Origin of the sequence: Paractinoplanes rishiriensis, from assembly GCF_016862375.1 — a bacterium.
Taxonomy (GTDB): Bacteria; Actinomycetota; Actinomycetes; order Mycobacteriales; family Micromonosporaceae; genus Actinoplanes; species Actinoplanes rishiriensis.
This window is the reverse complement of sequence record NZ_BOMV01000059.1, coordinates 108,019-133,058: the sequence shown is the minus strand read 5'-3', so window position 1 is coordinate 133,058 and position 25,040 is coordinate 108,019. Positions and strand designations below refer to the sequence as shown.

The window sequence follows — 25,040 nt, the reverse complement described above, 5'->3', positions numbered from 1 at the left end:
TGCGCCCGCCCTATAAGGGTGGAATATGCCGGTTAGCAGTCACTGTGGAGACCGAAGGGTGAGAGTGCTCGGCACGACCATCTCAACGGGATGTCGGCGAGCTGGCGGGGGATGACCGTCCACCCAGCCAGATGAGGACGCCGCCGGCCACCGCGGCGAGCAGTCCGGCCTTGATCAGGGCCAGCGCGTCTTGTCCGGTGACCGGCAGTTCGGTGACCGCCGCGACGTGGACGGTCACGGTTGCGGTGGCGGTGCCGCCCCGGCCGTCGGAGACGGTGTAACCGAACGTGTCGGTGCCGGTTTCACGTGCAACATAGGCGATCGTGCCGTCCGGCTCGGCGGACACCGAACCGGTGATCCGCACGATGGTGAGCTGGTCACCGTCCGGGTCCCGGTCGTTGAGCAGCGGCCGCAGCACGACGGTGTCCCCCTCGGCGAGGCCCGCCGAGTCGTCGGCCGCGACCGGCGGCCGATTGAGAACGGGCGGCTCGGTGCCGGGCGGCTCGGTGACTGGTGGCTCGGTGACTGGTGGCTCGGTGACTGGCGGCTCGGTGACTGGCGGACTCGTCGGTCGCACCGTCACGATGATCGACGCCTGGGCCACGTTCCCGTCCTCGTCCACCACCTCGTAGGTGAACGTGTCCGTGCCGGTGAAGCCCGGGTCCGGGGTGTAGGTGACGGTGCCGTCGGCGTTCAGGACCGCGGTGCCGTGCGCCGGCTTGCCGATTTTGCGGATGGTGACCGGGCGGCCGCCGTTGTCGGTGGCCGGCGGCGTGATGCCGACCGCGGCTCCGGGCTTGCCGACCACCGCCTTGTCCGGCACGGTCGGCGCGGCCCCGACCGTCACCGTGACCTCCGCGCCGACCCGGCGGCCGAGGGTGTCGGCGGCGGTGTAGCCGAACCTGACCGGGCCGGAGAAGCCGTCCGGCGGAGTGTAGGTGACCGCCGCCGCGGTGAAGTCAACTGTGCCGTGCGCCGGCCGGCCGGCCGAGGTGATCTTCAGGGTCCCGGTCGGATCGACGTCGTTGGCGAGCACCGGGATGGTGACCGCCTTCCGGTACGGCGTGCTCCGCTCGTCCGGCACGGCCATCGGCTGGGTGCCGGCCACCACCACGAAGACCTGGGCGCCGGCGGTGTTGCCGGCCGGGTCCCGGATCGCGTACCAGAACGAATCCGTCCCGGCGAACGCGACGCTCGGCAGGTAGCGGACCGTACCGTCCGGGTTGAGCGTCGCGGTACCGTGGCCGGGCGGGTCCAGGCGGTGCACGGCGAGTGTGCCGCCCTCGGGGTCGCTGTCGTTGGCCAGCACCGGGATGTCGACCGCGGTGGCCCACGAGGTCGAGGCCGCATCGTCGCGCGCCGTCGGCGGCGCGTCGAGCACGATGGTCACGGTGGCGGTGTCGGTCGCGCCCAGATCATCGGTGAGCACGTACGCGAACACGTCGGCACCGGTCTGGCCGGGGTGCGACCGGTAGGTCACCGTCGTTCCGTCCGCGGCGGGCGTCAGCGTGCCCTTGCCGGCCGCGCCGACCGAACTGATCCGCAGCGGCTGCCCGGTGTTCGCGTCCCGGTCGTTGGCGAGCAGCGACAGCGTGGTGAGCACCTGGGGCCGCACCACGATCCAGTCGTCGACCGCGTCCGGCGGTGCGTTGCGGACCGTGACCGTGACGACCGCTGAGGAGGTCAGCCCGCCGGGGTCGGCGATCGTGTAGACGAACGCGTCGGTGCCGTAGAACCCCGCGTCGGGCGTGTAGATCAGCGTCCCGCCCGGTCCCGGGATGACCCGGCCGTGGCCGCCGTGCACCGAGCCGGCCACCGCGATCGGGTCGCCGTTCGGGTCGCTGTCCCCGGTCAGGACCGCGATGGTCACGGGTGTGCCGGTGTCGGTGCCGGCCGCGTCCGGGCGGGCGACCGGCGGGGTGTTCACCACCGTCACCGTCACGGTCGCGCCGGTGACGCCGCCCGCGCCGTCGTCCAGCCGGTAGTGGAACGTGTCGGTGCCGCGGAAGCCCGGGTCGGGGGTGTACGTGATCCGCCGGTCCGCGCCCACCGTCGCGGTGCCGTCGCCCGGTGCCGCGTCGATCGTGACCAGCAGGGGCTGGCCGTTCGGGTCGTCATCGTCGTTGGCCAGCACGTCGATCGGGATCGGGGTGCCGCCCGGCGCGGTCGCGTGGTCGGCCCGGGCCACCGCCACCCCGTTCGCCACGGTCACCGTGATCGTCGCGGTCGCGGTGCCGCCGTTCCCGTCGTCGATCGTGTAGCCGAAGCTGTCGGTGCCGGACCAGGCCGGATCCGGGGTGTAGGTGATGCCGCCGCCGGCGTTGCGCACCGCGGTGCCGTGCGCCGCGGCGGACACTCCGGCCACCCGCAGGGTGTCGTTGTTGGGGTCGGTCGCGTCGGCGATCACGTCGAGCGTCAGCGTGCCGCCGAAGACAATGCTTTCCAGGTACGCCGCGGCGCTCGGCCCGGCATTGCCGACCGCGACGGTGACCTGGGCGGACGACGTGCCGCCGTGGCCGTCGCTGATGTCGTAGCCGAACGTGGCCGGGCCGGAGAACCCGGCCGGCGCGGTGACCTCGATACCGCCGGCCACGGCCGCGGCGGTGACGGTGCCGGGCGTCACCGGGCCGACCGCGGTGATGGTGAGCAGGTCGTTGTTCGGGTCGCGGTCGTTAGCCAGCACCGGCACCAGGACCGGCACCCCGGGCGCGTACGGCGCGGCCAGCACGTCGTCGGCGGCGGTCGGCACGGCGTTGGCCACGTCGACCGAGACGGTGGCGGTTGCGGTGCCGCCGCTCCCGTCGTCGATCGTGTAGGTGAACGTCGTGGTCCCGGCGAACACCGGGTCCGGGGTGAAGGCGACCTGGTTGCCGGCGATCGCGGCGGCGCCGTCCGTAACCGGCGGCTGGGTCACCGCGGTGATCGTGAGCGGGTCGCCGTTCGGGTCGGTGTCGTTGTCCAGCACATCGAGGGTCACCGGTGTGTTCGGCGGCGTATTGATTGAGTCGTCCAGCGCCACCGGCGGTGCGTTCGCGGTGGTCACCGTGGCGGTGCCGAGATCGGTGCCGCCGTGCTGGTCGTCGACCCGATAGGTCAAGCTGTCCGGACCGGCCCAGCCGGCCGCCGGGGTGTAGGTGACCGTCTGATCGGCCTCGACCACCGCGGTGCCGTGACCGGGCGGGGTGACGATCGAAATCCGCAGGTCGGTCCGCTGGTCCTCGGGGTCGCTGTCGTTGTCCCGGACCGGAACGGCCACGCTGGTGCCGGTCGGGGTGGCCGCGACGTCGGCGACGGCCTGCGGCGCCGAGTTGACCCGCAGGGTGGCGGTGTCGGTGTCGTTGCCCGGGGTGCCGTCCGCGCCGCTGCCGGTGGCACGCAGCGTGGCCACCGCGGTGGTGGCCGCACCGGCACCGGCCACCGCCGGGATCGGCACGCTGGCCGAACTGCCCGCCACCAGCGGACCGAGCGCGCAGGTGACGACCTGGCCGTTCGCGGTGCACCCGGCCGGTAGCGTGCCCGGGGTGACCCCGGCCGGCAGGGTCAGTTCGGCGCCGGCGGCCGGCTCCAGGTCGCCCGAGGCGTTGGTGACCGTGGCGGTGTAGGTGAGCGCGGTGGGTGCCGCGGCGCGCTGCACGAACACCGGGCTGACCGCGAGCGTGGCGGCCCGGTCGGCGTGCGGCTGCTGAACCGTGGTTGCCGTGGCGCCGCCCTGCCCGGCCACGTTCACGCTGGTGGTGCGGCCGGTGTAGCTGACGTTGACCAGATTGGTGATGGTGTGCCCGGCCGGCGCGCCGACGCCCACCCGGACCCGGAACGTGACGTAGGTCGTGCCCAGATAGGGGATGCTGCCGAGATTCCAGCCGGTCGAGCCGGCCGCATACCAGCCCGCGTCGTCCCCGGTGGCGTCCGTGAGCGGAGCGCCCTGCAGGGTGAGCCTGCCCGGCACGTACGTCGTGTGCAGCGGGACGGCGTCGGCCAGCACCACGTCGTCGGCCGTGTCGCTGCCCTCGTTGCGTACCCCGATCCGATATTCGATCTCGTCGCCCGGCAACAGGTCGCCGCCGTTGACGTCGGTGCCGGTCATGGTGGTGACGATCCGGGGCGCGTAGAGGTCGATGGTGAAGGTGATGACCCCGGGGTAGTAGGCGTCGCCGGTGGTGGTGAGCGTCAGCGTGGTGGCGGTGGCGCCGTGCCCGAACAGCCCGGTGGCGTCGACCTGGTCGATGTCCAGGCCGGTCAGGTTCGGATAGTTCGGATCGCGCCCGCCCACGTGCGCGCCGGCGTCGCTGACCGTGCTGTTGAAGAAGTTGTTGGACAGGTTGGCGGCGTCGCTCAGCGGCTGCCCGTCGACCAGGAAGCTGTCGCCGCTGGTGCCGCGGTCGCCCTCGTAGGCCACCGCGCCGATCCGGGCGTGCACGGTGCCGGCGTGCGGCGTCTCGAACCCGGTCATCGGGATGACGAGGTTGCCGCTGGTCAGCGACCCGAAGCCGTCGTAGATCCGCAGGCTGCGCAGGTCCTCGGCCGGGTTCCGGTACGCGATCACCAACGACCAGCCGGCGTACCGCCCGAGGCCGATGGCGGCCTGGATGTTGGCCACTCCGTACACGCCGTTCCCGGCGGCGGCCACCTGCGCGGTCACGTCGGCGAAGCCCTGATAGTTGCCGCCCGAGGAGAACAGGCTGCTCGCCGTGACCGGGGTCCAGGAGGCACCCGCCGGGGTGCGGAACAGCACCTGGTTGCGCAGCGGCAGATTCGACTCGGCCCCCCAGTACAAGCCTGCGAACAGCACCGCGCTGCCGGCCGGCATGTCGATGGTGGCGGTGCTGTCGTTGAACGTCGCCAGGTCGTTGTCCGCGTCCGTGTAGACCATCGCGAAGTCGTTGTTGTTGACCGCGCCGCCACTCCCGTTACGCGCGTTCGCACAATTGGCCGCGAGCGTGGGACAGGTGAGGTTGGTGTTGCCCCGCAACAGGATCGACCCGTTCGTGTTGACCTCGAACCGGGTGGCGAACGGCGTCGTGATGGCGGCTGCGGCCGGGACGGGCGCGCGGACGGCGGCCAGCAGCACGATCGCCACGACAACGAACAACCCCGCGGCGGCCCGACGCACACCCACGCCCCGACGTTAGGTCAAAGGGCCTTGCGATAGAGGAAGAACACTCGTTCGACCCGTGCGCCGACCGTGGCGGAGTAGAAGGGGACCGGGCCGACCCAGCCGATCTGGGCGGTCTCGTGGCCGGCGGCGCGCTGGTCGGACAGGCATCGGCGCAGCAGCACCGAGCCGATGCCGCGGCCGCGGGCCGCCGGGGTGGTGCCCATCGGGCCGAACCAGGTCGGGCGGGACGAGCCGTATGCGGCGAAACCCAGTAATTTTCCGTCCGCTTCCAGGGCCAGCCAGCAGCCGGCGCGGTCGCGGCCGATCGAATGGGTGATCTCGCCGGCCCAGCCGGAACCCCAGTTGGCCAGGACGAACTCGGTCAAGGACGGCACGTCGGCGGGCTCGGCGCGGCGGACCGTCACGCCGTCGCCGGCCAGGCGCATCTCGTCGGGGCCGGTCGGGGCCAGCGTGCGCAGGTCGGCGGTCATGTTCCAGGCCGGCTGGTCCTGGGTGAAGCCGAGCGCCATGGCCGCGCAGATCGCCGGCGTGTACCGCACGTCGATGCCGGGCCAGGCGTAGTAGGGAGCGTTGCCGGCCAGCACCACGTCGCTGGCGCCCAGGCCGGCCAGCGCGCCCTCGACCCGGGCCAGCATCTGCCGGGCCACGCCGCGGCGGCGCTCGCCGGGGTGCACGGCGATCAGGTCGACGTGGCCGATCGAGGAGTCCCGGTGCGAGACCGAGCCGAGCACCACGCCGATCAGCCGGTCGCCGGGGGCCTGGGCCAGAAATCCGGTGAGCCGGCGCGGCTCTGACTGCCAGCCCTCGGTGCCGGTGGTGTCCCGCAGCCGGTGCACGATCTCGGCCGCCTCCGCGGCGTCCTCCGGCAGGTCGAGCGCCACCCGGCACAGCTCGATCACGGCGGGCAGGGCGTCGTCGGTCAGCTCGGAGATCCAGAACTCGCGGTCCACAACCGCCGAACCTACCCATTCGCAGTGAGATTTCCCCCGCCGGGGTGACGCGCGCGGGCGCTAACGTGGGACGGGTGCGCGATCCCTCCGTCTCTCGCTACGCGGCCGGCCGGCTCTCACCGATCCGCCGGATCGCCGATCTGCGGCGCCTGCGCGACGAGCAGTTCGACATCCTGGTGGTCGGCGGCGGGGTCACCGGCGCCGGCGCGGCCCTGGACGCCGCGTCCCGCGGGCTCAAGGTGGCCCTCGTCGAGGCGCGTGACCTGGCCGCCGGCACGTCCAGCCGGTCCAGCAAGCTGATCCACGGCGGTCTGCGCTACCTGGAACAGCTCGAGCTGCACCTGGTGCACGAGGCGCTCACCGAGCGCGGGCTGCTGGCCACCCGGCTCGCCCCGCACCTGGTGCGGCCGGTGCCGATCCTGGTGCCGCTGCCGGCTGCCAACCCGCCGGCCCGGGTGTGGCACCGGGCCTACTACGGGCTCGGCGTGGCCGCGTACGACGCCTTTGCCGGAATGTTCGGGGGTGGCCGGGGCATGCCGCTGCACCGGCACCTGACCCGGGACGGCGCCCGGCACCTGTTCCCGAGCCTGCGGGCCGACGTGCTGACCGGCGCGATCCGCTATTTCGACGGCCAGGTCGACGACGCCCGCCTGGTGGTAAACCTGGCCCGCACCGCGGCCAGCCTGGGCGCCGCCGTGGTGACCAGCGCCCGGGTGGTCGGCTTCGTGCGCGAGGCGCGCGAGGTGGTCGGCGTCCGGGTCCGCGATCTGGAGTCGCCCGATTCGCCGGAGTTCGAGGTGCGTGCGCGGACCGTCGTGGCCGCCACCGGCGTGTGGAGCGACGACATGTCGCGGATGCTCAGCGACGTGGGCGTCCGCCCCGGCCTGCGGGTCCGCGCCTCCAAGGGGGTGCACCTCGTGGTGCCCCGCTCGGCGATCACCGGCGAGGCCGGCCTGATCCTGCGTACGGCGACCTCGGTCCTGTTCGTGATCCCGTGGGGCGGCCACTGGATCATCGGCACCACGGACACCGACTGGAAACTCGACCGGTCCCATCCGGCCGCCTCGGCGCGCGACATCCGCTACCTGCTCGACCAGGTCAACGTGGTGCTCGACCGCCCGCTGACCACCGATGACATCGAGGGCGTGTACGCCGGACTGCGCCCGCTGCTCTCCGGCGAGGCCGACTCGACATCCAAGCTGTCCCGCGAACACGCCGTGGTCGAGCCGATGCTCGGCCTGATGCTGGTGGCCGGCGGCAAATACACGACGTACCGGGTGATGGCGGCCGACGTGATCGACCGCGCGGTGCGCCGCCTCGGTGGCCCGCCCCGCCCCTCGCGCACCGACCAACTGCCGCTGCTCGGTGCCGACGGCTTCAACGCCGCCTGGCGCGACCGCCAGGACACGGCCCGGCGGCACGGCGTCACGGCCGGGGTGATCGAGCATCTGCTGGAGCGGTACGGCACCCTGACCGTCCACCTGCTGGCCATGATCGCCGCCGAGCCCGGTCTGGCCACCCCGCTAACCGGCGCGCCGGAATATCTGACCGCCGAGATCGCCTATGCGGCCCTGGCCGAGGGCGCCCTGCACCTGGACGACGTCCTGACCAGGCGCACCCGCATCTCGATCGAGACCCCGCACCGGGGCGCCGAGTCGGCCGAGCACGCGGCCGCCGTGATGGGCGACGCGCTCGGCTGGGACAAGGTGGTCCGGGCCCGCGAGGTCGAGCACTACCTGGCCCGGGTCGCCGCCGAGCGCCAGTCCCAGACCATGCCCGACGACCTGACCGCCGACGCGGCCCGCATCGGCGTGCCCGACGTCCGGGGCTTCGCCGCCGACCGGGGGATAGACCTGCTCGAGATCGATCTTTGATCCTCGTCGACGAGCCGCGCTGGCCCGCCCGCGGCCGTCTCTGGTCCCACCTGGTCAGCGACGTCTCCTACGCCGAGTTGCACGTGTTCGCCGAAATGCTGGGCGCGCCCCGGCGTGCCTTCGACCGCGACCACTACGACATCCCGGAGTTCCGCTTCCGCCCGGCCCTCTGGCTGGGCGCCACCCTGCTGCCCTCCCGCGACCTGGTGGCCCGCCTGCAGGCAGCCGGCCTGCGCCGCCCCAAGCATCTGCGTGCGCCGGCCCCGCGCTGAGGCCCGCTTCCCACAGCGGCGCACCTCTTCTCCCGCCGCCGTCACCGCATGCCGGGATCTGCTGACCGCCTCGTGGGCATGTCCTGGATTGCGGACGCTCATTCCACTCGCCGGGACACCCTCCTGGGCAAAAGCCGCTTAATACCTTGTAACGTCGCGCCACCGATAGATCGTGGCGAGTTCCCGTTCGAGGCGGGCAGCGGAGACGGCGGTGGCTGGGCACCTGCTCAGCTTTTGAGTTCGCGTTCCAGGTTTGCCCGGGCCTTGGCCTCCCACGCCTCGCGCAATGGTGGCAGCCGATAGATCGACGGCAACTCCAATAGGGCGGTCAGGACCCGGGCCCGGCCGGCTTGGAAGTCCTCGTCGGGCACGTGGGCGTACTCGCGCCGGATCGCCGTCACGTAGGCCTGGTACGCCTCGTCGTCGCTGGCCAGGATGGCCAGGTCGGCGTCGCAGAGTAGCTCGCCGTCCGGATCTTTGTCGTCGGTGGCGTGACCCGCGGTCAGGTTTACCAGGCGGGCCACCTCGGTGATCGCCTCGTCGGGGACGCCCAGGGTGGCCAGCAGGCCGGCGGCGAACTCGGCGCTGTCCCGCTCGTTGGCGTCGCCGAGTGCCCGCGGGTCGTACACCGCGTCGTGCATCCAGGCGGCCAGCCGGACCCGGTCGGGGTGTGGAGCAAGACCAGCAAACCGATCAACCACATCCAGTACGGCGGTCAGGTGCGCGACGGTGTGGTAGTGGCGCTGCGGCTCGGACCAGCGGGACAGCAGGTACTCACCGGCGGCGGCCAGGTCGGACCGGTCGGCGGTGGCGCCGGCCGAGCGGGCTGCGGCGACGAATCGATCCACTGGTGATGTCACGCGGGTCATCCTGGCACGGCTGTCAGTATGGTCTGCAGGCATGACGCCGGTCCTCGCTCGTGTCGGTGCGCGGTCGCGCGCCGGGGTGGCCGCCGGCCTGCACCGGGTGCGCGGTGGTCTGGCGCTGGCCGCGCAGGCGGGGGTGGCCGCGGCGCTGGCCTGGTATGTGGCGCACGACCTGTTCGGGCGGCCGATGCCGTTCTTCGCGCCGATCGCCGCCGTGATCACGCTGGCCTCGTCGGTCGGGCAACGCGCCCGGCGTACCGCTGAACTGGTGTTGGGTGTTGCCATCGGGATCGGGATCGGCGACGCCATCATCCTGCTGATCGGCTCGGGGCCGTGGCAGATCGGGCTGATTGTGCTGCTCGCGGTGCTGGTGGCCACCGCGGTCGGCGGCGGCACCCCGTTGGTCGTGCAGTCCGCCTCCTCGGCCGTGCTGGTGGCCACCCTGACCTCGGCCACCGGGCTGCCCTGGACCAGGTTCCTGGACGCGCTGGTGGGCGGGGGAGTCGGCCTCGCCGTGATGACGGTGCTGCTGCCGCTCAACCCGCTCACCGTGGTGCAACGCGCCGCCGGACCGGCCCTGCAGGCCCTGGCCGACGGGTTGCGCAGCGTGGCCGACGGCATCCGGGCCGGCGACGCGGACCGGATCGACGAGGTGCTGGCCCGGCTGCGGGCGGCCGAGGCGGACTTCGCCGGCTTCTCGGCCGCGGTCGCCGCCGCCCGGGAGAACGTGGCCTTCGCCCCGGCGCGGTGGCGCACCCGCGGCGCGCTCACCCGGTATGTGGAGGGCGCCACCCAGGTCACCCACGCGCTGCGCAACGTCCGGGTGCTGATCCGCCGGGTGGGGACGGCGCTGGCCGACCAGGAACAGATCCCCGAGGTGCTGGCGAACTCCGTGGGCCTGCTCGGCGACGCGGTGGAACTGCTCAAACAGGAGTGGGCCAAGGATGTCGAGCCGCTGGCCACCCGCGAGCGCGCGCTGCGGGCGGTGGCCGAGGCCGCCAAGGCGTACGAGGACGGCGTCGGCTTCTCCGGCGGCGTGATCTTCGCGCAGATCCGCTCGGCCGCCGCCGACCTGTTGCGGGCCACCGGGGTCGACTTCGCCGAGGCGCCCCGGCTGGTCCGCCGGGCCGCCGGTTGGCACAGCCGGTCCCGGCGCCGGGCCGGCCGCACACCACCGCCGATGCCCGGTCACGGATAGAGCGGACGGATAGAGCGGTCAGAGCGGGGGCGCCCGTCCTCGTTCGGGTGACTACGCTTGCTCACATGGCCGACGTTTCGCCGGGCGGGCCGCCCGACCAGAGCGCCCCATCACCGGCTGCCCCGACGGTGGTCGAGCCGCCGCAGCCGGCGGCGCTCACCCAGGCGTTCTCGGCGCCGCCGCCGGCGGAGCAGCAGCCGCAGGGTGAGGTGACGGCGGCGCTGGAGTCGCCGGTGCGCCGCATCGGCTGGCGCCGCTGGCTCCCGATCGCGGCCGTCATCACGTTCCTGCTCATCAGCGCCGTGGGCATGCTGCTCTTCCTCGGCGTCGACATGGGCCCGGCCAACCTCGCGGTCGGCCTCACCGCGGCCGTGGTGCCGGTGCCGCTGCTGGTCGCCAGCTTCCTCTGGCTTGACCGCTACGAGCCCGAGCCGATCCGCTACCTGGCCTTCTGCTTCGCCTGGGGAGCCGCGATCGCGACCTCGGTGGCGCTGGCGGTCAACACCGGCTCGGCCCTGCTGTTCGACCGGATCGGGCTGCCCGAGTCGCTGGTGGCGGTGCTGGTGGCGCCGTTCATCGAGGAGCTGATGAAGGCGCTGGCCCCGATCCTGCTGGTCTGGCGCCGGCGTCGGGAATGGTCCGGCATCACCGACGGCATCGTCTACTGCGGCATGTCGGCGCTCGGCTTCGCCATGGTCGAAAACGTGCTCTACCTGGGCAAGCACGGATACGCGACGGGCGTCGAGGAGTTCGGACCGGCGACCGGCCTGCAAAACCTCTTCCTGATCTTCATCGTGCGCATTCTGTTCACCGGCTTCGCGCACCCCCTGTTCAGCGCCATGACCGGCATCGGCCTGGGCATCGCGGCCCGCTCCGGCGACCGCCGGGTGCGCTGGCTCGCCCCGATCGCCGGCCTGCTGCTGGCGATGCTGCTGCACGGCCTGTTCAACCTGCTGCCCACGCTGTCGGTGAGCCTCGCCCAGCCGTACATCATGCTGTACGGCTACCTGGGCTTCATGGTCCCGTTCTTCTTCGCCGTGGTCGGCTTCGCGATCGCGCTGCGCTCCTGGGAGGGCCGCCTCACCGAGCGGATCCTGCCGTTCTACGTGCGGGCCGGCTGGTTCTCGCCGCCCGAGGTGGCCGCGCTGGGCAGCCTGGCCCGCCGGCACTCGGCCCGGCATTGGGCCCGGCGGGTGGCCGGTGAGGCGGGACAGAAGGCGATGCGTAACTTCCAGTTTGCCGCCACCCAACTTGCCCTGCTGCGCGACGGCATGAACCGGGGCCTGCACACCGACCCGCGCGACCTGCACAAGAACGCCACCGAGGAACACCGCCTGCTGACGTCCATGCAGGGTTACCGGGATGCCTTCGCCAACCGCGATCCGCAGACCCCGAGGGCGTTCTGGGACGGCCTCAACTACCAGGTGACCTTCCCGGACGGCCAGACCCGCACGGTGCCCGCCCCGGCCGAGCCGGTGGTCCCGGTGCCGGTGCGGCTGGCACCGGCCTTTCCGGTGTACGCCCCGCCGGCCTACGGCTTCCCGGGGTACGGCCCGCCGCCCGGTTACGGAGGCTACGGCGGTTACCACTACGGCATGCCGAGTTATGGCCAGCCCAACTACGGTCCACCCCAGCAGTATTACGCGCCGCCTCCGCAGTATTACGCGCCGCCCTACGGCCCGCCGGTCATCTCGTCGGCGCCGCCGTTCCCGCAGCCGCCGGCTCAGCCGGAGGGCCCCCCACAGCAGCAGCCCTAGAGATAGAGGCCGGTCCCGTCCGACTCCACCCGGGACGCGGCCACCGCGTGTACGTCCCGCTCGCGGAGCAGCACATACTCCCGGCCGTGCAGTTCGACCTCGGACCGGTCGTCCGGGTCGAACAGCACCCGGTCACCCACGACTATCGACCGCACGTTGGGCCCGATGCCCACGGCGGTGGCCCAGGACAGCCGCCGCCCGACCGAGGCCGTCGCCGGAATCACGATCCCGGCCGAGGACCGGCGTTCCCCCTCACCCCCGTCCTGACGGACGAGGACACGGTCATGCAGCATCCGGATCGGCAGCCCGGTCTCGGTGTGGGTGTCGGCGCTCACGAAGCAGACGGTACGCCGGTGATCCGGCGCGCCTGCGCCGTGGTCGGCACCGACCACTACGGTGGTGGGTGCGTGACGCTACGGCAAGGGGGTTGGCGGTTGATTCGCCTGCAGCGTGTCCGGGACAACCTGCGCCGGGCCTACGATTCGGGCCGGGAGTCGGTGCGTTCCGCGCGCGTCGACGAGACCACCGGCGAACCGGACCGCACCGAGGAGTTCCAGCCGCCCGCCGAGCCGGAGCTGGTGCACAGATCGACGAACAGCCGGGACGACGCCGAGGTGCCGCACCCGCTGCGGATAGCGGCCGCCTGGAGCTGGCGCCTCATCGTGGTCGGCGTCGTCGGCTGGGCGCTGCTCAAATTCGTCGGCACGGTCAGCATCGTGGTGATCCCGCTGGCCATCGCCCTGCTGCTGTCCGCCCTGCTGTCACCGGCGGTGAGCTGGCTGCTCCGGCTCCGGGTGCCCAGTTCGCTGGCCACGTTCCTGGTGCTGATCTGCGGGATCGGTGCGGTCGCCGGCACGCTGACCCTGGTGATCAACCAGTTCGTGGAGGGCATTCCCGAGCTGACCCAGAACGCGGGCGCGGGTGTCCGGCAGATCCAGGAGTGGCTCAAGACCGGCCCGCTGCACCTGTCCGACGATCAGGTCACCCAGGCCATCGACAACGCGCAGCAGTGGGTCAGCGCCAACACCGCGTCGCTGACCTCGACCGGCATCGCCACCGCGGCGACCGTGTTCGAGGTGGTCACCGGCATGCTGCTGGTGCTGTTCTCGACGTTCTTCTTCCTGCGCGACGGCCGCAAGATCTGGCGGTTCATCGTGCGGCTGTTCCCGGTGAACGCGCGCTGGTCGCTGGCCGACGCCGGCGACGCCTCCTGGGGCACCCTGGGTTCGTACGTGCGGGCCACCGTGCTGGTCGCGTTCATCGACGCGATCGGCATCGGCATCGCCCTGGTGGTGCTGAACGTCCAGTTCCCGCTGCCGCTGGCCGCGCTCGTCTTCCTGGGCGCGTTCATCCCGATCGTCGGTGCGAGCGTCTCCGGCGCCGTGGCAGTGCTGGTGGCCCTGGTCGACAAGGGCTGGGTGGTGGCGCTCGTCCTGCTCGGCGCCGTGATCCTGGTGCAGCAGCTGGAGGGACACGTCCTGCAACCGCTGATCATGGGCCGGGCGGTGGCGATCCACCCGCTCGTCGTGATCATCGGGATCGCCTGCGGGGTGACCCTGGCCGGCATCATCGGCGCGCTGATCGCCGTGCCGCTGATCGCGGTCCTGAACACGGCCGTCCGGAGGCTGTCGCGCCGCCGCCCCGAGGTGCCGCCGACCGCCGTGGTGGTGGCCACCAAGGACAGTTGAGGGGGCGGGGACAACCCCGCCCCCCGCACTGGGAAATCAGGCCACGGCCACCGAGAGCGCGACCTCGTTGATGCCGCGGGCGGCGTCGACGGCCAGTTCGCCGTTGCCGTGCCGGCTCAGCGCCCGCAGGGTCCACGACCCCGGCGCCGCGAAGAACCGGAACAGACCCTCGGGCGAGGTGACGACCTCGGCGGTGAACTCGCCGGAGGCGTCCAGCAGCCGCACGTACGCGCCGCCGACGGCCTCACCGTCGGCGTTGCGCACGATGCCGGTGATGACGGTTTCCTTCTCGAGGTCGACGCTGGCGGGGAGGGGCGCCGACTGATCGGGCGCGGCGCAACCGGCCGCGACGTTGGACGGAGAAGTCATGATCAGGCCTTTCCGGGTTCGTCGCCGAGCGCGATCGGGACGCCGATGAGTGAGCCGTACTCGGTCCACGAGCCGTCGTAGTTCTTCACGTTCTGGTGGCCGAGCAGCTCCTTGAGCACGAACCAGGTGTGCGAGGAACGCTCGCCGATCCGGCAGTACGCGATGGTGTCCTTGCCACCGTCCAGACCGGCCTCACCGTAGATCTTGGTGAGCTCCTCGTCGGACTTGAAGGTGCCGTCCTCGTTGGCGGCCTTGCTCCACGGCACGCTGAGCGCGGTCGGGATGTGGCCACCGCGCTGCGACTGCTCCTGCGGCAGGTGGGCGGGGGCGAGCAGGCGGCCCGCATACTCGTCGGGGCTGCGCACGTCGACCAGGTTCTTCACGCCGATGGCCTGCACGACCTCGTCGCGGAACGCGCGGATCGACAGGTCCGGGGCGGACGCCTGGTAGTTGGTCTTCGCGCGGCTCGGCACGTCCTTGGTGTACGCGCGGGCGTCGAGCTCCCACTTCTTGCGGCCGCCGTCGAGCAGCTTGACCTGGTCGTGGCCGTACAGCTTGAAGTACCAGTACGCATACGCGGCGAACCAGTTGTTGTTGCCGCCGTAGAGCACCACGGTGTCGTCGTTGCCGATGCCGCGCTCGGACAGCAGCGCCGAGAACTGCTCCTGGTTGACGAAGTCCCGGCGCACCGGGTCCTGGAGGTCCTTCTTCCAGTCGAGCTTGATGGCGCCGGGGATGTGGCCGCCGTCGTAGGCGGTGGTGTCCTCGTCGACCTCGACGAAGACGACGCCCGGAGCGTCGAGGTTCTTCTCGGCCCAGTCGGCCGAGACGAGTGCGGTGTCGCGACTCATCGGTTCACTCCCTTGATGGGTGAGATAGGGGAGAGTCAGCGCACGGAGATCTGGTCGCACCCCGCGCGGGACCCAATTCAAAACGGACGGGATCTCGGGCTGCGACGGCGCCACTGCCGGGCGGAAATCGAGCTAGAACATGCTCAGCACTGGTGGCCCCGTCAGAGGACAGGGCGACACAGGCAGGCGGCCATGCGGCACAGGTCGACCGCACGCCTCTTGGTGAGCAAGGGGCTCATGGAAAGCGACCCTACCAGCGGTTCCAGACCGCGGAACAGCCTCGACCACCATCCGGGAAGGAGGCCGGGATCACAGACCGCTCGAATTGAGCGGTACGTCCCGCGCGCCCGCGGTGAACTCGAGGCCGTCCGCCAGCGGCTGGACCTTTTCCACGGCCAGCTTGAGCGGCAGCGGCGGCACCCGAAGGTCGAAGGCGAGGCGTTGCACGTACGTGTTGATCAGCCCGCGGATCACCGAGTTGTTGGGCAGGCCGTCGGTCTGCACCTCGCTGAACCGCACCTGGACCACGCCGCTCTTGACGGTGAGGGCCGCCGCGGCTCGGACCGTGAAGGTCTGACCCAGCGCCTGCACCGGGGCCTTGCCGATCAGCTTGCCGTCCTTCTCGCTGAGTTCCAGGCCCTGCTGGCCGACCAGTTCGACGAGTTGGGCGTACTCGATGAGGCCGGTGCCGGTGACCGCGCCCGCGGTGATCTCACCGGTGCCGGTGCGGATCGTCTCGAGCGGCGCCCGCACGTCGGTGGCGCGTACGTCCAGAAGCTTGGTGGAGATGGTCCGGCCGTTGCCCGCCGGACCGCTGAAGCCGGGGACCTCAATGTGGATCGCGTCGTAGCGACCGGCCGCCACCTGGGTGAGGAACGGGAAGCCCTCGACCGTGACCTGCGGCTTCTCGCTGGTCGCCTTCTGGTTGGCGATCTGTTCGGCGACCCGGTCCGAGATCGTCCGTTCGGCGTACGACCGGGCGTAGCGGTCACCCACCACGAGCGCCACGGCCACCAGGACCAGCAGCACGAGAAGGAAGATCAGAAAGCGCCGTCCCCAGCGCCGCCGTGGCCGGACGCGCGCACCGTAGACCTCGCTCACCGGTCCTCCTCAACTTCTCGAACGCCATTGATTCCGGCTACTTGCCCGGAAGACAGGTGCGTCGAAACGGTTACTGGAGATACCAGTGTGCCAGCGCGTAGGCGAACGGCGCGGTGAGCGCGAACGCGCCCAGCGGACCCTGCATGTGCCGGGCCACCCAGAACGTCGGTGCGTCGCCGGCCAGCCGCCGTCCCGCCTCGTCGAAATTGACCGCGAGGTCGACCAGGCTGGCCACCACGGCGGCGATCAGGCCAACCACCGCGCCCTTGGCCGGGGTGAACGGCAGCACCAGCACGCTGCCCAGCGCGGCCGCCGCCAGCGTGCCCAGCATGGCGCCGAGCACCACGCCGGTCGCGCCGCGCGGCACCTGCGGCGCGATCCGCGGCTTCGGGAAGATCGCGTCGGCGGCCCGGGCGACCAGCAGCGCCACCCCCGCGCCCACGGCGCTGACCACCACCACCTGGGTGCCGACCTCCTGCCGGGTGAGGATCAGCGGGATCGCGTACGCGGCCACGCCGGACACGATGATCAGGGTGATCCGCCAGGAGTCCTTGGCCTTGGCCCGGTCCTCCGGCCGGATCAGCTGACCGGCCAGGGCCGCCACGAAGCCCGCGAGTACCACCAAGACCAGCGGGAACAGTCCGGCGGGCGTACGGGAAACAGCGAGATAGTCGGACACCAGCGCGACCACCACGCAGACCCCGGCGGTCGGGCCGGGCGCCGGCGGATGCAGGGCCATGGTCCAGGCCAGCAGATAGAGCACCTGGACCCCGAAGAGGACGATCGCGAAGGGGGCGCGGTAATCCGGGGCGGACGTCTGCGCGCCGAGCGCGAGGCCGAGCGCTAGCAACCCGGCGAACCCGGCGATGGCCAGCGACAACTGGCGGCGCACCGGGACGACCTCGACCTCCTCCTCGCCCGCCTCGTCGTCCTGGTCGGGCTCGTCGGCGTCCGGGTCGCGCGCCTCGGCCTCGTCCGGCACCGCGCTGTAAAAGCCGGCCGGTGGCCGCCCCGGGCCCGAGCGTGCGATCTCGCGCGAGGCGTCGGCATCCCAGGGCTCGTCCTGCGGCATGGAGGGGAACACGCCTGCGATCGTGCCAGAACGGCTCGCGCGGCCCAATTCCGCGCTTTGTTTCCGCCTTATTTCGGGCGGTGCGTTCCACTCGGGTAAAAGGCCGGTAACGAATCAGCCGTTCGGTCACCGTACGGGCGTTCACTGCATCACTTGCTCACACGATGAGGGCGTTCGGGCTGCTGGATCGGTTAAGGTAACGCCAGCCCACCCGTCGGTGACGCCGGGGAGAAATGTCCTCCGGGCGCGGCGCTATGAGCGGCCGCGATCCGGGTCACCCGCGCGGCCCACGCGCCGCAAGGACGGAGGTGAGTGTGGAAATCCTCTTGTTGGTGACAGCACGTGCGGGGGAAACCTCGACCGTACTGCCCGCGTTGGATCTGCTTCCCCACTCCGTACGCACCGCACCGCGCGACGTGCGCACGCTGGTGTCCGGGCCGAGCCCGGACGCGGTGCTGGTGGACGCCCGCTCCGAACTCTCCGAGGCCCGCGCCACCTGCCGCATGCTGCACGCGACCGGCATCGGCGTACCGCTGCTCGCCGTGGTGACCGAGGCCGGCCTGATCGCGCTGAACGCCGACTGGGGCGTCGACGACGTCATCCTGGCCAGCGCCGGTCCCGCCGAGGTCGAGGCGCGCCTGCGCCTGGGCGTCGGCCGCCTCAACAACGCGACCGCGGGAGCCGGCGGCTCGATCCGGGCCGGCGAGCTCAACATCGATCCGGACACCTACGCGGCCAAGCTCAAGGGCCGCCCGCTCGACCTCACCTACAAGGAGTTCGAGCTGCTCAAGTTCCTGGCCCAGCACCCCGGCCGGGTCTTCACCCGCGACCAGTTGCTGCGCGAGGTCTGGGGCTACGACTACTTCGGCGGTACCCGCACGGTCGACGTGCACGTGCGGCGCCTGCGCGCCAAGCTCGGCTCCGAGTACGAGTCGATGATCGGCACCGTCCGCCAGGTGGGCTACAAGTTCGTCGTCCCGCCGAGCGGCCGCCAGCTGCCCGACAACGAGCCGGTCTCGCTGCCGGTCTGACCCCCGCCCCGCTCGAATGACGAAAGTCCGGTCCACGGACCGGTTGACCGCCGGGGAGGCGGCCGACGTCCTGACGTTGGCCGCCGCCGCCGAACGGTTCGACGGTGCTTATCCGCTCTCCGAGGACACCGTGCTCCGCGTCCGCAACGGCGGCGGCAAGCACCTGCTCTCGTACGCCGACGACACGCTGGCCGGTTACGCCTATGTCGACAGTTCCGGCGAGTTGGTCGTGCATCCGGCGTTCCGTCGTCGCGGCCACGGCACCGCCCTGCTGGTGGCGGCCGGTGCCGGACCGCTGGCCTTCTGGGCACACGGCGACGAGCCCGGCGCCCGCGAGTTCGCGGCGCGGCACGGTTTCGACCGGGTCCGCGTCCTGTGGCAGATGCGGCGTCCACTGGGCACCCCCCTGCCCTCGCTGCCGCTGCCCGACGGCGTGACGCTGCGCGCGTTCCGCCCGGGGCAGGACGAGCCGGCCTGGCTGGGGGTCAACTCCCGGGCCTTCGCCCACCATCCCGAGCAGGGCCGCTGGACCCTCGACGACGTGCTGGTGCGCGAGGCCGAGCCGTGGTTCGACCCGGACGGCTTCCTGCTGGCCGTCGACGCCGCGGACACCCTGGTCGGCTTCCACTGGACCAAGGTCCACCCACCCGCGGGCGGCGAACCTGCCCTCGGCGAGATCTACGTGCTGGGTGTCGTCCCGGGTGGCCACCGGCGCGGCCTGGGCGCGGCGCTGAGCGTGGCCGGCCTGCGCCACCTGGCGTCGGCCGGCCTCACCCAGGCCATGCTGTACGTCGACGAGTCGAACGAGGCGGCCGTGGCGCTGTACCGCCGGCTCGGCTTCGAGGTCCACAAGACCGACGTCAACTACCAGCGACCCTAGGGCCGCCGGCCCGCGGTGTCGGCGACGGCCGCCGAGAGGATGGCCTCCCGGGCGATGGCGTCGCCCGGCCGCAGCCCGGTGACCCGCAGGTCGGCGGACGACAGCGCGGTCGCGGTGACCACGGTCGAGTTGGCGCCCAGGTAGGCGTAGGACGACGGGTCGAAGAGCAGTTCGTCGCGGATGCCCTCGGCCACCCGGGTGACGGCCACGCCGGGCCGGCCGGTGACGTCCCGGGCGCCGGTCCGCACGGTGGTGCCGGGGACGGTGGAGACCGCCTCGAACACCGCGGCCTGCACCTGCGGCCTGAGCAGGCTGACCCGGAGCACCTCGGTGGCCCGGCGGAACGCCCGCTGGTCGGCCGGCACGTTACCGCCGAACCCCTCGGACCCGGCCTCCGCCCGGTAGAGGTAGCGCCGCATGGCCGCGGGATCGGTCGGCAGGTCCGGCCGGCTCGCCGGCTGCGGCGTGCACGACTCGGTGTGTCCGGGCCGGTCGAGGGTCGGCGCCCACCGGCCGTTCCGGCAGCCGGGGACCGGCACCCGCACCCACTCCTGCGACGACGAATACTCCCGGGACCGGCTCACCCCGTCGTGTTTGCCGTCGACCGATCGCCACTCCTCGACCGAACGCGGCGGCGCCGGCGTCACCCGGACCACCCGGTGGCCGGCGTCGTCCCGGCCCTGGTTGTGGATGCGGATGCCGGCCTGCACGTAGGCGACGAAGACGAACTGGTCGGCCCGCCCGGTCGGCGCCGGCGCGGCCGTGACGTGCTGCGCGGCCAGGCGCAGCACGACCGCGGCCTCCGGCTTCGCGGCCACCGCGCCGGTGGACGGCGGATCCGGAACCACCGGGGCCGGCGTGTTCAGCGCCTGGCTGCCGGCCAGGGCGACGGCTACCGCGGCCGCGCCCAGCCCGGCGAGCCGCCAGACCGCCGGACGGTGCCGGCGGGGCGCCCCGGTGAGGACCCGGCGGCGCAGGTCGGCCGGTGGCGCGCCGGCGCCGGGCCCGCGGTCCTCGCCGAGTTCGCGGAGCAGCATCAGGTCGTTTGTCATCGGTCGTCCTCCGTTGCACTGATCGGGTTGACGCCGCCCAGGGATTCCTTGACCTTCCGGCGGGCGCGGTTGAGGCGGGACCGCACCGTGCCCACCGGGATGCCGAGCGCGGCCGCGACCTCCTCGTAGCTCAGTTCGCCCCACGCCACCAGCAGCAGGACGTCCCGGTCGCGGGCCGGCAGGCCGGCCAGCGCCGCGCCCAGCGCGGCCCGCGCGGCGTGCGCCGTGACGCGTTCGGCCACCACGTCGGCCGGACCGTCGATCGTCGTGTCCACCGAGGAACGGGACAGGGCCCGATAGTCGGCCCGTTCCGACCGGCGGTAGCGGGCCAGCTTGCGGGTGAGAATGCCGAACAGCCACGGTCGGGCCTCGGGCCGGTTCGCGTCGTAGGCGGTCCGCCGCTGGAACGCGGCCAGGAACGTCTCCGCGACGACGTCCTGCGCCGCCTGCGGACCGACCCGCTGGTGCGCGTACCGGTAGAGGGCTCCGGCGTACCGGTCGTACAGCGTCGCGAACCGGTCCGGCTCGGCGATCGACGCCCGCATCACCTCGGCGTCACCTTGGGCTTCGACCCGGGCCACGGGAACCTCCTCGACGAAGAGTTGTCACCAGTGTCTTTCCGCGACCGCCGATTCGGGTTCACGCGGTGCGCCGGCCGGGCCGGGATTCGCCGACTTATCCGTCATTACGGACTCCGACCTCCCAGTTCACGGAACGGACAACTCGGGCTCAGGGCAAGGCCACCTCGCGGGCCGCACCTGTTCACCGCTCGTTCATTTGTGGCCGGGGCGGCGTCTACCTACCGAATTTAGGTTTCGGGTGTGCCGGTGCGAGATCGGCATCTGTGCACCTCACCCCGAAGGGACGATTGTGAAGCTCCAGCGGTCCGGTTACCTGGCCGGCATTGCTTTGACTGCGACGCTCGCGCTCGCCGCGTGCGGCTCGGACAACAACACGCCGGCGGGCGGAAGCTCCGACGCTTCCGTGGCGGCTGGTAACTGCTCGTCTGGCAGTCTGACGGCGCAGGGCTCCACGGCCCAGAAGAACGCCATGGACGAGTGGATCAAGACCTACCAGGGTCAGTGTTCGAACGCCAAGATCGACTACCAGGGCACCGGCTCCGGCGCCGGTATCCAGGCCTTCATTTCCGGCACCGCCGACTTCGCCGGTTCGGACTCCGCCCTCAAGGAGGACGAGCAGACCCAGGCCGACGCGAAGTGCGGCGGCGGTGCCGCTCTGCACCTGCCGATGGTGATCGGCCCGATCGCCGTCGTCTACAACCTCGAGGGTGTCGACGGCCTCCAACTGGACGCCTCTACCCTCGCCAAGATCTTCGGCGGCAAGATCACCAAGTGGGACGACCCGGCCATCGCGGCGCTGAACAGCGGCGCCAAGCTGCCGGCCACGACGATCCAGTCGGTGCACCGCTCGGACGAGTCCGGCACCACGGACAACTTCACCAAGTACCTGAGCAAGACCGCCGAGGCCGACTGGACGTTCGGCAACGCCAAGGCGTGGAAGGCCCCGGGCGGCACCGGTGCGGCCAAGTCCGATGGGGTGGCCAGCCAGGTCAAGAGCACCCCGGGCACGATCTCGTACGTCGAGCTGTCGTTCGCCGAGAACAGCGAGCTCCAGCAGGCGAAGGTCAAGAACGGCGCCGGCGAGTTCGTCGAGCTGACCGGCGAGAGCGCCGGTAAGGCCATCGAGGGCGCCAAGGTCACCGGCACCGGCAGCGACCTCAAGATGGAGATCGACTACGCCACCAGCACCGCCGGCGCGTACCCGATCGTCCTGATCACGTACGAGATCACCTGCAGCAAGGGTTCCGCGAAGGCCGCCGACATCAAGGCGTTCCTGTCCTACACCGCGAGCACCGGCGGCCAGTCGGCACTGGCCGAACTCGGCTACGCGCCGCTGCCCGAGTCCGTGCGCGCCAAGGTCGAGGCTTCGGTCGCCTCGATCAGCTGACGCCGTACACCACATCCCTCCGAACGACAGCGAGCGAGCAGATGGGTGACTACCCCTCCCGCTCGACGAACGCCACCGCCGGCGGCCCGGGTACTGATCCCCGGTCCGCCGGCACCGGCGTTTCGCCGAGAAGCTACAAACAACCCCCGATCGGCGGCGGTGGAGCCCTGCCCAAGAAGGCCCGGTTCTCGATGGAGACCGGGTTCCGCGGCGTCTCGACCGCGGCCGGCGCGATGGTGCTGGTCATCATCGTGGCCATCGCGGTCTTCCTGATCTCGAAGGCCGTGCCCGCGATCCAGGCCGACACCGAGAACTTCCTGACCTTCAAGCAGTGGTTCCCGAACGACTCCGAGCCCAAGTTCGGCATCGCGGCCCTGGCCTTCGGCACGGTGCTGACCTCGATCATCGCGCTCATCGTGGCGGTTCCCATCGCGCTGGGCATCGCGCTGTTCCTGTCGCACTACGCGCCCAAGCGGCTCGCCAACCCGCTGGGTTTCACCATCGATCTGCTCGCCGCTGTGCCCAGTGTGGTGTTCGGCCTGTGGGGGCGGGACGTCTTCCTCGAGCCGGTCCGGGACTTCTCGGTCTGGCTCAACACGTACTTCAGCTGGATTCCGATCTTCGGCGGTGACGGACCGTTCGGCCGCTCGGTTCTGCTCGGCAGCCTGGTCCTGGCGATCATGGTGCTACCGATCGTCACCTCGCTCTCCCGGGAGGTCTTCCAGCAGACCCCGGCCATGAACGAGGAGGCGGCGCTCGCCCTGGGCGCCACCAAATGGGAGATGATCCGGACCTCGGTGCTGCCCTACGGCAAGCCCGGCGTGATCGCCGCGGTGATGCTCGGCCTGGGCCGCGCGCTCGGCGAGACGATCGCCCTGGCGCTGACGCTCGGCACGGTCTTCAACATCTCGTTCAACGTGATCGAAAACGGCGGCAACTCGATCGCCGCCAACATCGCCAACACCTTCGGCGAGGCCAACGCCACCGGCCGCGGCGCGCTCATCGCGTCCGGTCTGGTGCTGTTCGCCATCACCCTGGTGGTCAACATGGCGGCCCGGGCGATCATCTACCGCCGCCGCGAATTCCGGGACAGTGCCGCATGAGTCTTCTCGAACGCGAGCTCAAGAGCGTCGTCATGACGCCGGACAACATTCGGACCAGGAAGCTGTCGCTCGGCGTGAACATCGGCATCGCGGTCCTCGCCGTGCTGCTCGGTGCCGTCGTCGTCTACGGCCTCGGCATCGGCAACTGGGTCCTGGTGCTGGTGGTGGCCGGCATCCTCTACCTGGCCGGCCTGTTCGCGGCGGCGAGCCGGGTGGAGGGCCGGCGCGCCGCCCGCAACCGGGCCTGGAAGTCGCTGATCTACTCGGCCTGCGTGCTCGCCATCCTGCCGCTCGCCTCGGTGGTGTGGACGTTGATCTCCAAGGGCGTCGAGCGGCTGGACGGTGACTTCTTCGGAACCTCGATGAACAACATCGGCGCCCGCGACCCGAACGGCGGCGCCTATCACGCCATCATCGGCACCCTCGAGCAGGTCGCCATCGCCACCCTGATCGCCGTGCCACTCGGCGTGCTCGGCGCGATCTACCTGGTCGAGTACGGCCGGGGGCGGTTCGCCAACACGGTCCGCTTCTTCGTGGACGTGATGACCGGCATCCCGTCCATCGTGGCCGGCCTGTTCATCCTGGCGTTCTGGGTGCTGATCGTCAGCCCCTGGTTCAACGACGGGCAGCCGCGCTTCTCCGGCTTCGCCGCCGCGCTGGCGCTGTCGGTGCTGATGTTGCCGACCATCGTCCGCTCCACCGAGGAGATGTTGCGACTGGTGCCGGGGCCGCTGCGGGAGGGCGCGTACGCGCTCGGCGTGCCGCAGTGGAAGACGATCCTCAAGATCGTGGTGCCGACCGCGCTGCCCGGCATCGTCACCGGCATCATGCTCGCGGTCGCCCGGGCGGCCGGCGAGACGGCCCCGGTCCTGCTGGTCGCCGGCGGTGCCGCCGCGATCAACTTCGATCCGTTCGGCGGCAATCAGTCGTCCCTGGCGCTCTTCGTGTACCAGCAGGCCGGCGACGCCTCCCGGTACGCACCGGCGCGCGCCTGGACCGCCGCGCTGACGCTCGTCGCCCTCGTGCTCATCCTGACGATCGCGGCCAAGATGCTCGCCCGTCGCAACAGTCTGTCCCGTTAAGAGGTGTCCACCATGGCCAAGCGCATCGAGGCGAGCAACGTCTCCTCCTACTACGGCTCGTTCAAGGCGATCGACAGTATCTCGATGACCGTCGAACCCAAGACGATCACCGCTCTGATCGGGCCGTCCGGTTGCGGCAAGTCCACCTTCCTGCGGTCGATCAACCGGATGCACGAGGTGCTGCCGAACGCCCGCATCGAGGGCCGGCTGACCATCGACGACCAGAACATCTACGACGCCGACGTGGACGTCACCGCGGTCCGTCGCATGATCGGCATGGTCTTCCAGCGGCCCAACCCGTTCCCCACCATGTCGATCTACGAGAACGTGGTGGCCGGCCTCAAGCTCAACGGGGTCAAGAAGAAGTCTCTGCTGGACGACGCGTGCGAGCAGTCGCTGCGCTCGGCCAACCTCTGGGAGGAGGTCAAGGACCGGCTCGGCCGTCCCGGTGCCGGCCTGTCCGGCGGCCAGCAGCAGCGGCTCTGCATCGCCCGCACCATCGCGGTCGAGCCGCAGGTGGTGCTCATGGACGAGCCCTGTTCGGCGCTCGACCCGATCTCGACGCTGGCGATCGAGGACCTGATGTTCAAGCTGAAGGACCGCTTCACGATCATCATCGTCACGCACAACATGCAGCAGGCCGCCCGGGTCAGCGACCGGACCGGGTTCTTCTCGATCGACAAGACCGGCGACCCGGGCCGCCTGATCGAATACGACGACACCCAGAAGATCTTCAGCAACCCGACCGAGAAGAAGACCGAGGACTACATCACCGGTCGCTTCGGCTAATCACGGCCCGGCGGCGCCGTC

At 71.4% G+C, this 25,040-nt stretch carries 22 protein-coding genes; 11 read left to right on the top strand and 11 right to left on the bottom strand.

Features of this window, described 5'->3' with window-relative positions; genetic code table 11:
- Window positions 1-82 precede the first annotated feature (82 nt).
- Together Ari01nite_RS27035 and Ari01nite_RS27030 are read right to left on the bottom strand one after the other, a co-directional pair.
- Complete coding sequence (locus Ari01nite_RS27035; RefSeq protein WP_239163062.1) at window positions 83-5,116, bottom strand: Ig-like domain-containing protein; 5,034 nt, start codon at window positions 5,114-5,116, stop codon at window positions 83-85.
- A gap of 14 nt (window positions 5,117-5,130) precedes the next feature.
- Window positions 5,131-6,066: a GNAT family N-acetyltransferase gene (locus Ari01nite_RS27030; protein ID WP_203784984.1), complete on the bottom strand. Its 936-nt coding sequence runs from the start codon at window positions 6,064-6,066 to the stop codon at window positions 5,131-5,133.
- Between the two features lie 74 nt (window positions 6,067-6,140).
- Between Ari01nite_RS27030 and Ari01nite_RS27025 the strand changes: the two genes are divergently transcribed.
- Both Ari01nite_RS27025 and Ari01nite_RS27020 read left to right on the top strand, forming a co-directional pair.
- The gene (locus tag Ari01nite_RS27025) at window positions 6,141-7,940 is read left to right on the top strand and encodes a glycerol-3-phosphate dehydrogenase/oxidase (protein WP_203784983.1); all 1,800 of its coding nucleotides are present in this window, start codon (window positions 6,141-6,143) and stop codon (window positions 7,938-7,940) included.
- A complete protein-coding gene (locus Ari01nite_RS27020; protein WP_203784982.1) occupies window positions 7,937-8,212 on the top strand; it encodes a DUF4031 domain-containing protein in 276 nt (91 codons plus the stop codon). The genes Ari01nite_RS27025 and Ari01nite_RS27020 overlap by 4 nt, the downstream gene beginning before the upstream one ends.
- A gap of 227 nt (window positions 8,213-8,439) precedes the next feature.
- Here Ari01nite_RS27020 and Ari01nite_RS27015 read toward each other — a convergent pair whose 3' ends face one another.
- Window positions 8,440-9,081, bottom strand: a complete 642-nt coding sequence (locus tag Ari01nite_RS27015; RefSeq protein ID WP_203784981.1) for an HD domain-containing protein — start codon at window positions 9,079-9,081, stop codon at window positions 8,440-8,442.
- A 31-nt stretch (window positions 9,082-9,112) separates the two neighbouring features.
- Between Ari01nite_RS27015 and Ari01nite_RS27010 the strand changes: the two genes are divergently transcribed.
- Window positions 9,113-10,276 carry an FUSC family protein gene (locus Ari01nite_RS27010; protein WP_203784980.1) on the top strand — a complete coding sequence of 388 codons (1,164 nt, stop codon included), beginning with the start codon at window positions 9,113-9,115 and terminating at the stop codon, window positions 10,274-10,276.
- A gap of 65 nt (window positions 10,277-10,341) precedes the next feature.
- Complete coding sequence (locus tag Ari01nite_RS27005) at window positions 10,342-12,033, top strand: PrsW family intramembrane metalloprotease (protein WP_203784979.1); 1,692 nt, start codon at window positions 10,342-10,344, stop codon at window positions 12,031-12,033.
- Here Ari01nite_RS27005 and Ari01nite_RS27000 read toward each other — a convergent pair.
- Window positions 12,030-12,326: a GroES family chaperonin gene (locus Ari01nite_RS27000; protein WP_438872235.1), complete on the bottom strand. Its 297-nt coding sequence runs from the start codon at window positions 12,324-12,326 to the stop codon at window positions 12,030-12,032. The genes Ari01nite_RS27005 and Ari01nite_RS27000 overlap by 4 nt on opposite strands.
- Before the next feature lie 150 nt (window positions 12,327-12,476).
- On the opposite strand from Ari01nite_RS27000, the gene Ari01nite_RS26995 reads away from it, so the two are divergent.
- On the top strand, window positions 12,477-13,721 hold the full coding sequence (locus tag Ari01nite_RS26995) for an AI-2E family transporter (protein WP_438872234.1): 1,245 nt from the start codon (window positions 12,477-12,479) through the stop codon (window positions 13,719-13,721).
- A gap of 36 nt (window positions 13,722-13,757) precedes the next feature.
- Here the strand turns inward: Ari01nite_RS26995 and Ari01nite_RS26990 are convergent, their stop codons facing one another.
- From Ari01nite_RS26990 to Ari01nite_RS26975, 5 genes are all read right to left on the bottom strand, one after another.
- Window positions 13,758-14,090, bottom strand: coding sequence for a DUF1416 domain-containing protein (locus Ari01nite_RS26990; RefSeq protein WP_203784976.1), 333 nt, complete (start codon window positions 14,088-14,090; stop codon window positions 13,758-13,760).
- 2 nt (window positions 14,091-14,092) lie between these two features.
- The gene (locus Ari01nite_RS26985; protein ID WP_203784975.1) at window positions 14,093-14,941 is read right to left on the bottom strand and encodes a sulfurtransferase; all 849 of its coding nucleotides are present in this window, start codon (window positions 14,939-14,941) and stop codon (window positions 14,093-14,095) included.
- Window positions 14,942-15,102: 161 nt separating this feature from the next.
- Window positions 15,103-15,180 carry an Ms5788A family Cys-rich leader peptide gene (locus tag Ari01nite_RS51435; protein ID WP_317620705.1) on the bottom strand — a complete coding sequence of 26 codons (78 nt, stop codon included), beginning with the start codon at window positions 15,178-15,180 and terminating at the stop codon, window positions 15,103-15,105.
- Window positions 15,181-15,250: 70 nt separating this feature from the next.
- Entirely contained in the window at window positions 15,251-16,042 is a 792-nt protein-coding gene (locus tag Ari01nite_RS26980) for an LmeA family phospholipid-binding protein (RefSeq protein WP_239163061.1), read from the bottom strand.
- Window positions 16,043-16,112: 70 nt separating this feature from the next.
- Window positions 16,113-17,126 carry a hypothetical protein gene (locus tag Ari01nite_RS26975; RefSeq protein WP_239163060.1) on the bottom strand — a complete coding sequence of 338 codons (1,014 nt, stop codon included), beginning with the start codon at window positions 17,124-17,126 and terminating at the stop codon, window positions 16,113-16,115.
- Between the two features lie 242 nt (window positions 17,127-17,368).
- Here Ari01nite_RS26975 and Ari01nite_RS26970 point away from each other — a divergent pair, with 242 nt between their 5' ends.
- Together Ari01nite_RS26970 and mshD are read left to right on the top strand one after the other, a co-directional pair.
- Window positions 17,369-18,145, top strand: coding sequence for a winged helix-turn-helix transcriptional regulator (locus tag Ari01nite_RS26970; RefSeq protein WP_203784974.1), 777 nt, complete (start codon window positions 17,369-17,371; stop codon window positions 18,143-18,145).
- A gap of 16 nt (window positions 18,146-18,161) precedes the next feature.
- On the top strand, window positions 18,162-19,025 hold the full coding sequence (gene mshD, locus Ari01nite_RS26965; RefSeq protein WP_203784973.1) for a mycothiol synthase: 864 nt from the start codon (window positions 18,162-18,164) through the stop codon (window positions 19,023-19,025).
- Here mshD and Ari01nite_RS26960 read toward each other — a convergent pair.
- Together Ari01nite_RS26960 and Ari01nite_RS26955 are read right to left on the bottom strand one after the other, a co-directional pair.
- Entirely contained in the window at window positions 19,022-20,077 is a 1,056-nt protein-coding gene (locus tag Ari01nite_RS26960) for a CU044_5270 family protein (RefSeq protein ID WP_203784972.1), read from the bottom strand. The two genes, mshD and Ari01nite_RS26960, sit on opposite strands and share 4 nt — an antisense overlap.
- Window positions 20,074-20,622 carry an RNA polymerase sigma factor gene (locus Ari01nite_RS26955; protein ID WP_203785108.1) on the bottom strand — a complete coding sequence of 183 codons (549 nt, stop codon included), beginning with the start codon at window positions 20,620-20,622 and terminating at the stop codon, window positions 20,074-20,076. The genes Ari01nite_RS26960 and Ari01nite_RS26955 overlap by 4 nt, the downstream gene beginning before the upstream one ends.
- A gap of 325 nt (window positions 20,623-20,947) precedes the next feature.
- Between Ari01nite_RS26955 and pstS the strand changes: the two genes are divergently transcribed.
- From pstS to pstB, 4 genes are read left to right on the top strand one after another with little or no spacing between them, the layout of a single operon-like run.
- Entirely contained in the window at window positions 20,948-22,045 is a 1,098-nt protein-coding gene (gene pstS / locus Ari01nite_RS26950) for a phosphate ABC transporter substrate-binding protein PstS (RefSeq protein ID WP_203784971.1), read from the top strand.
- Window positions 22,046-22,086: 41 nt separating this feature from the next.
- Window positions 22,087-23,148, top strand: a complete 1,062-nt coding sequence (gene pstC, locus Ari01nite_RS26945; RefSeq protein ID WP_203784970.1) for a phosphate ABC transporter permease subunit PstC — start codon at window positions 22,087-22,089, stop codon at window positions 23,146-23,148.
- A gap of 32 nt (window positions 23,149-23,180) precedes the next feature.
- A complete protein-coding gene (gene pstA / locus Ari01nite_RS26940; RefSeq protein ID WP_239163077.1) occupies window positions 23,181-24,230 on the top strand; it encodes a phosphate ABC transporter permease PstA in 1,050 nt (349 codons plus the stop codon).
- 12 nt (window positions 24,231-24,242) lie between these two features.
- Window positions 24,243-25,019 carry a phosphate ABC transporter ATP-binding protein PstB gene (gene pstB, locus Ari01nite_RS26935; protein WP_203784968.1) on the top strand — a complete coding sequence of 259 codons (777 nt, stop codon included), beginning with the start codon at window positions 24,243-24,245 and terminating at the stop codon, window positions 25,017-25,019.
- The last annotated feature ends 21 nt before the right edge of the window (window positions 25,020-25,040 follow it).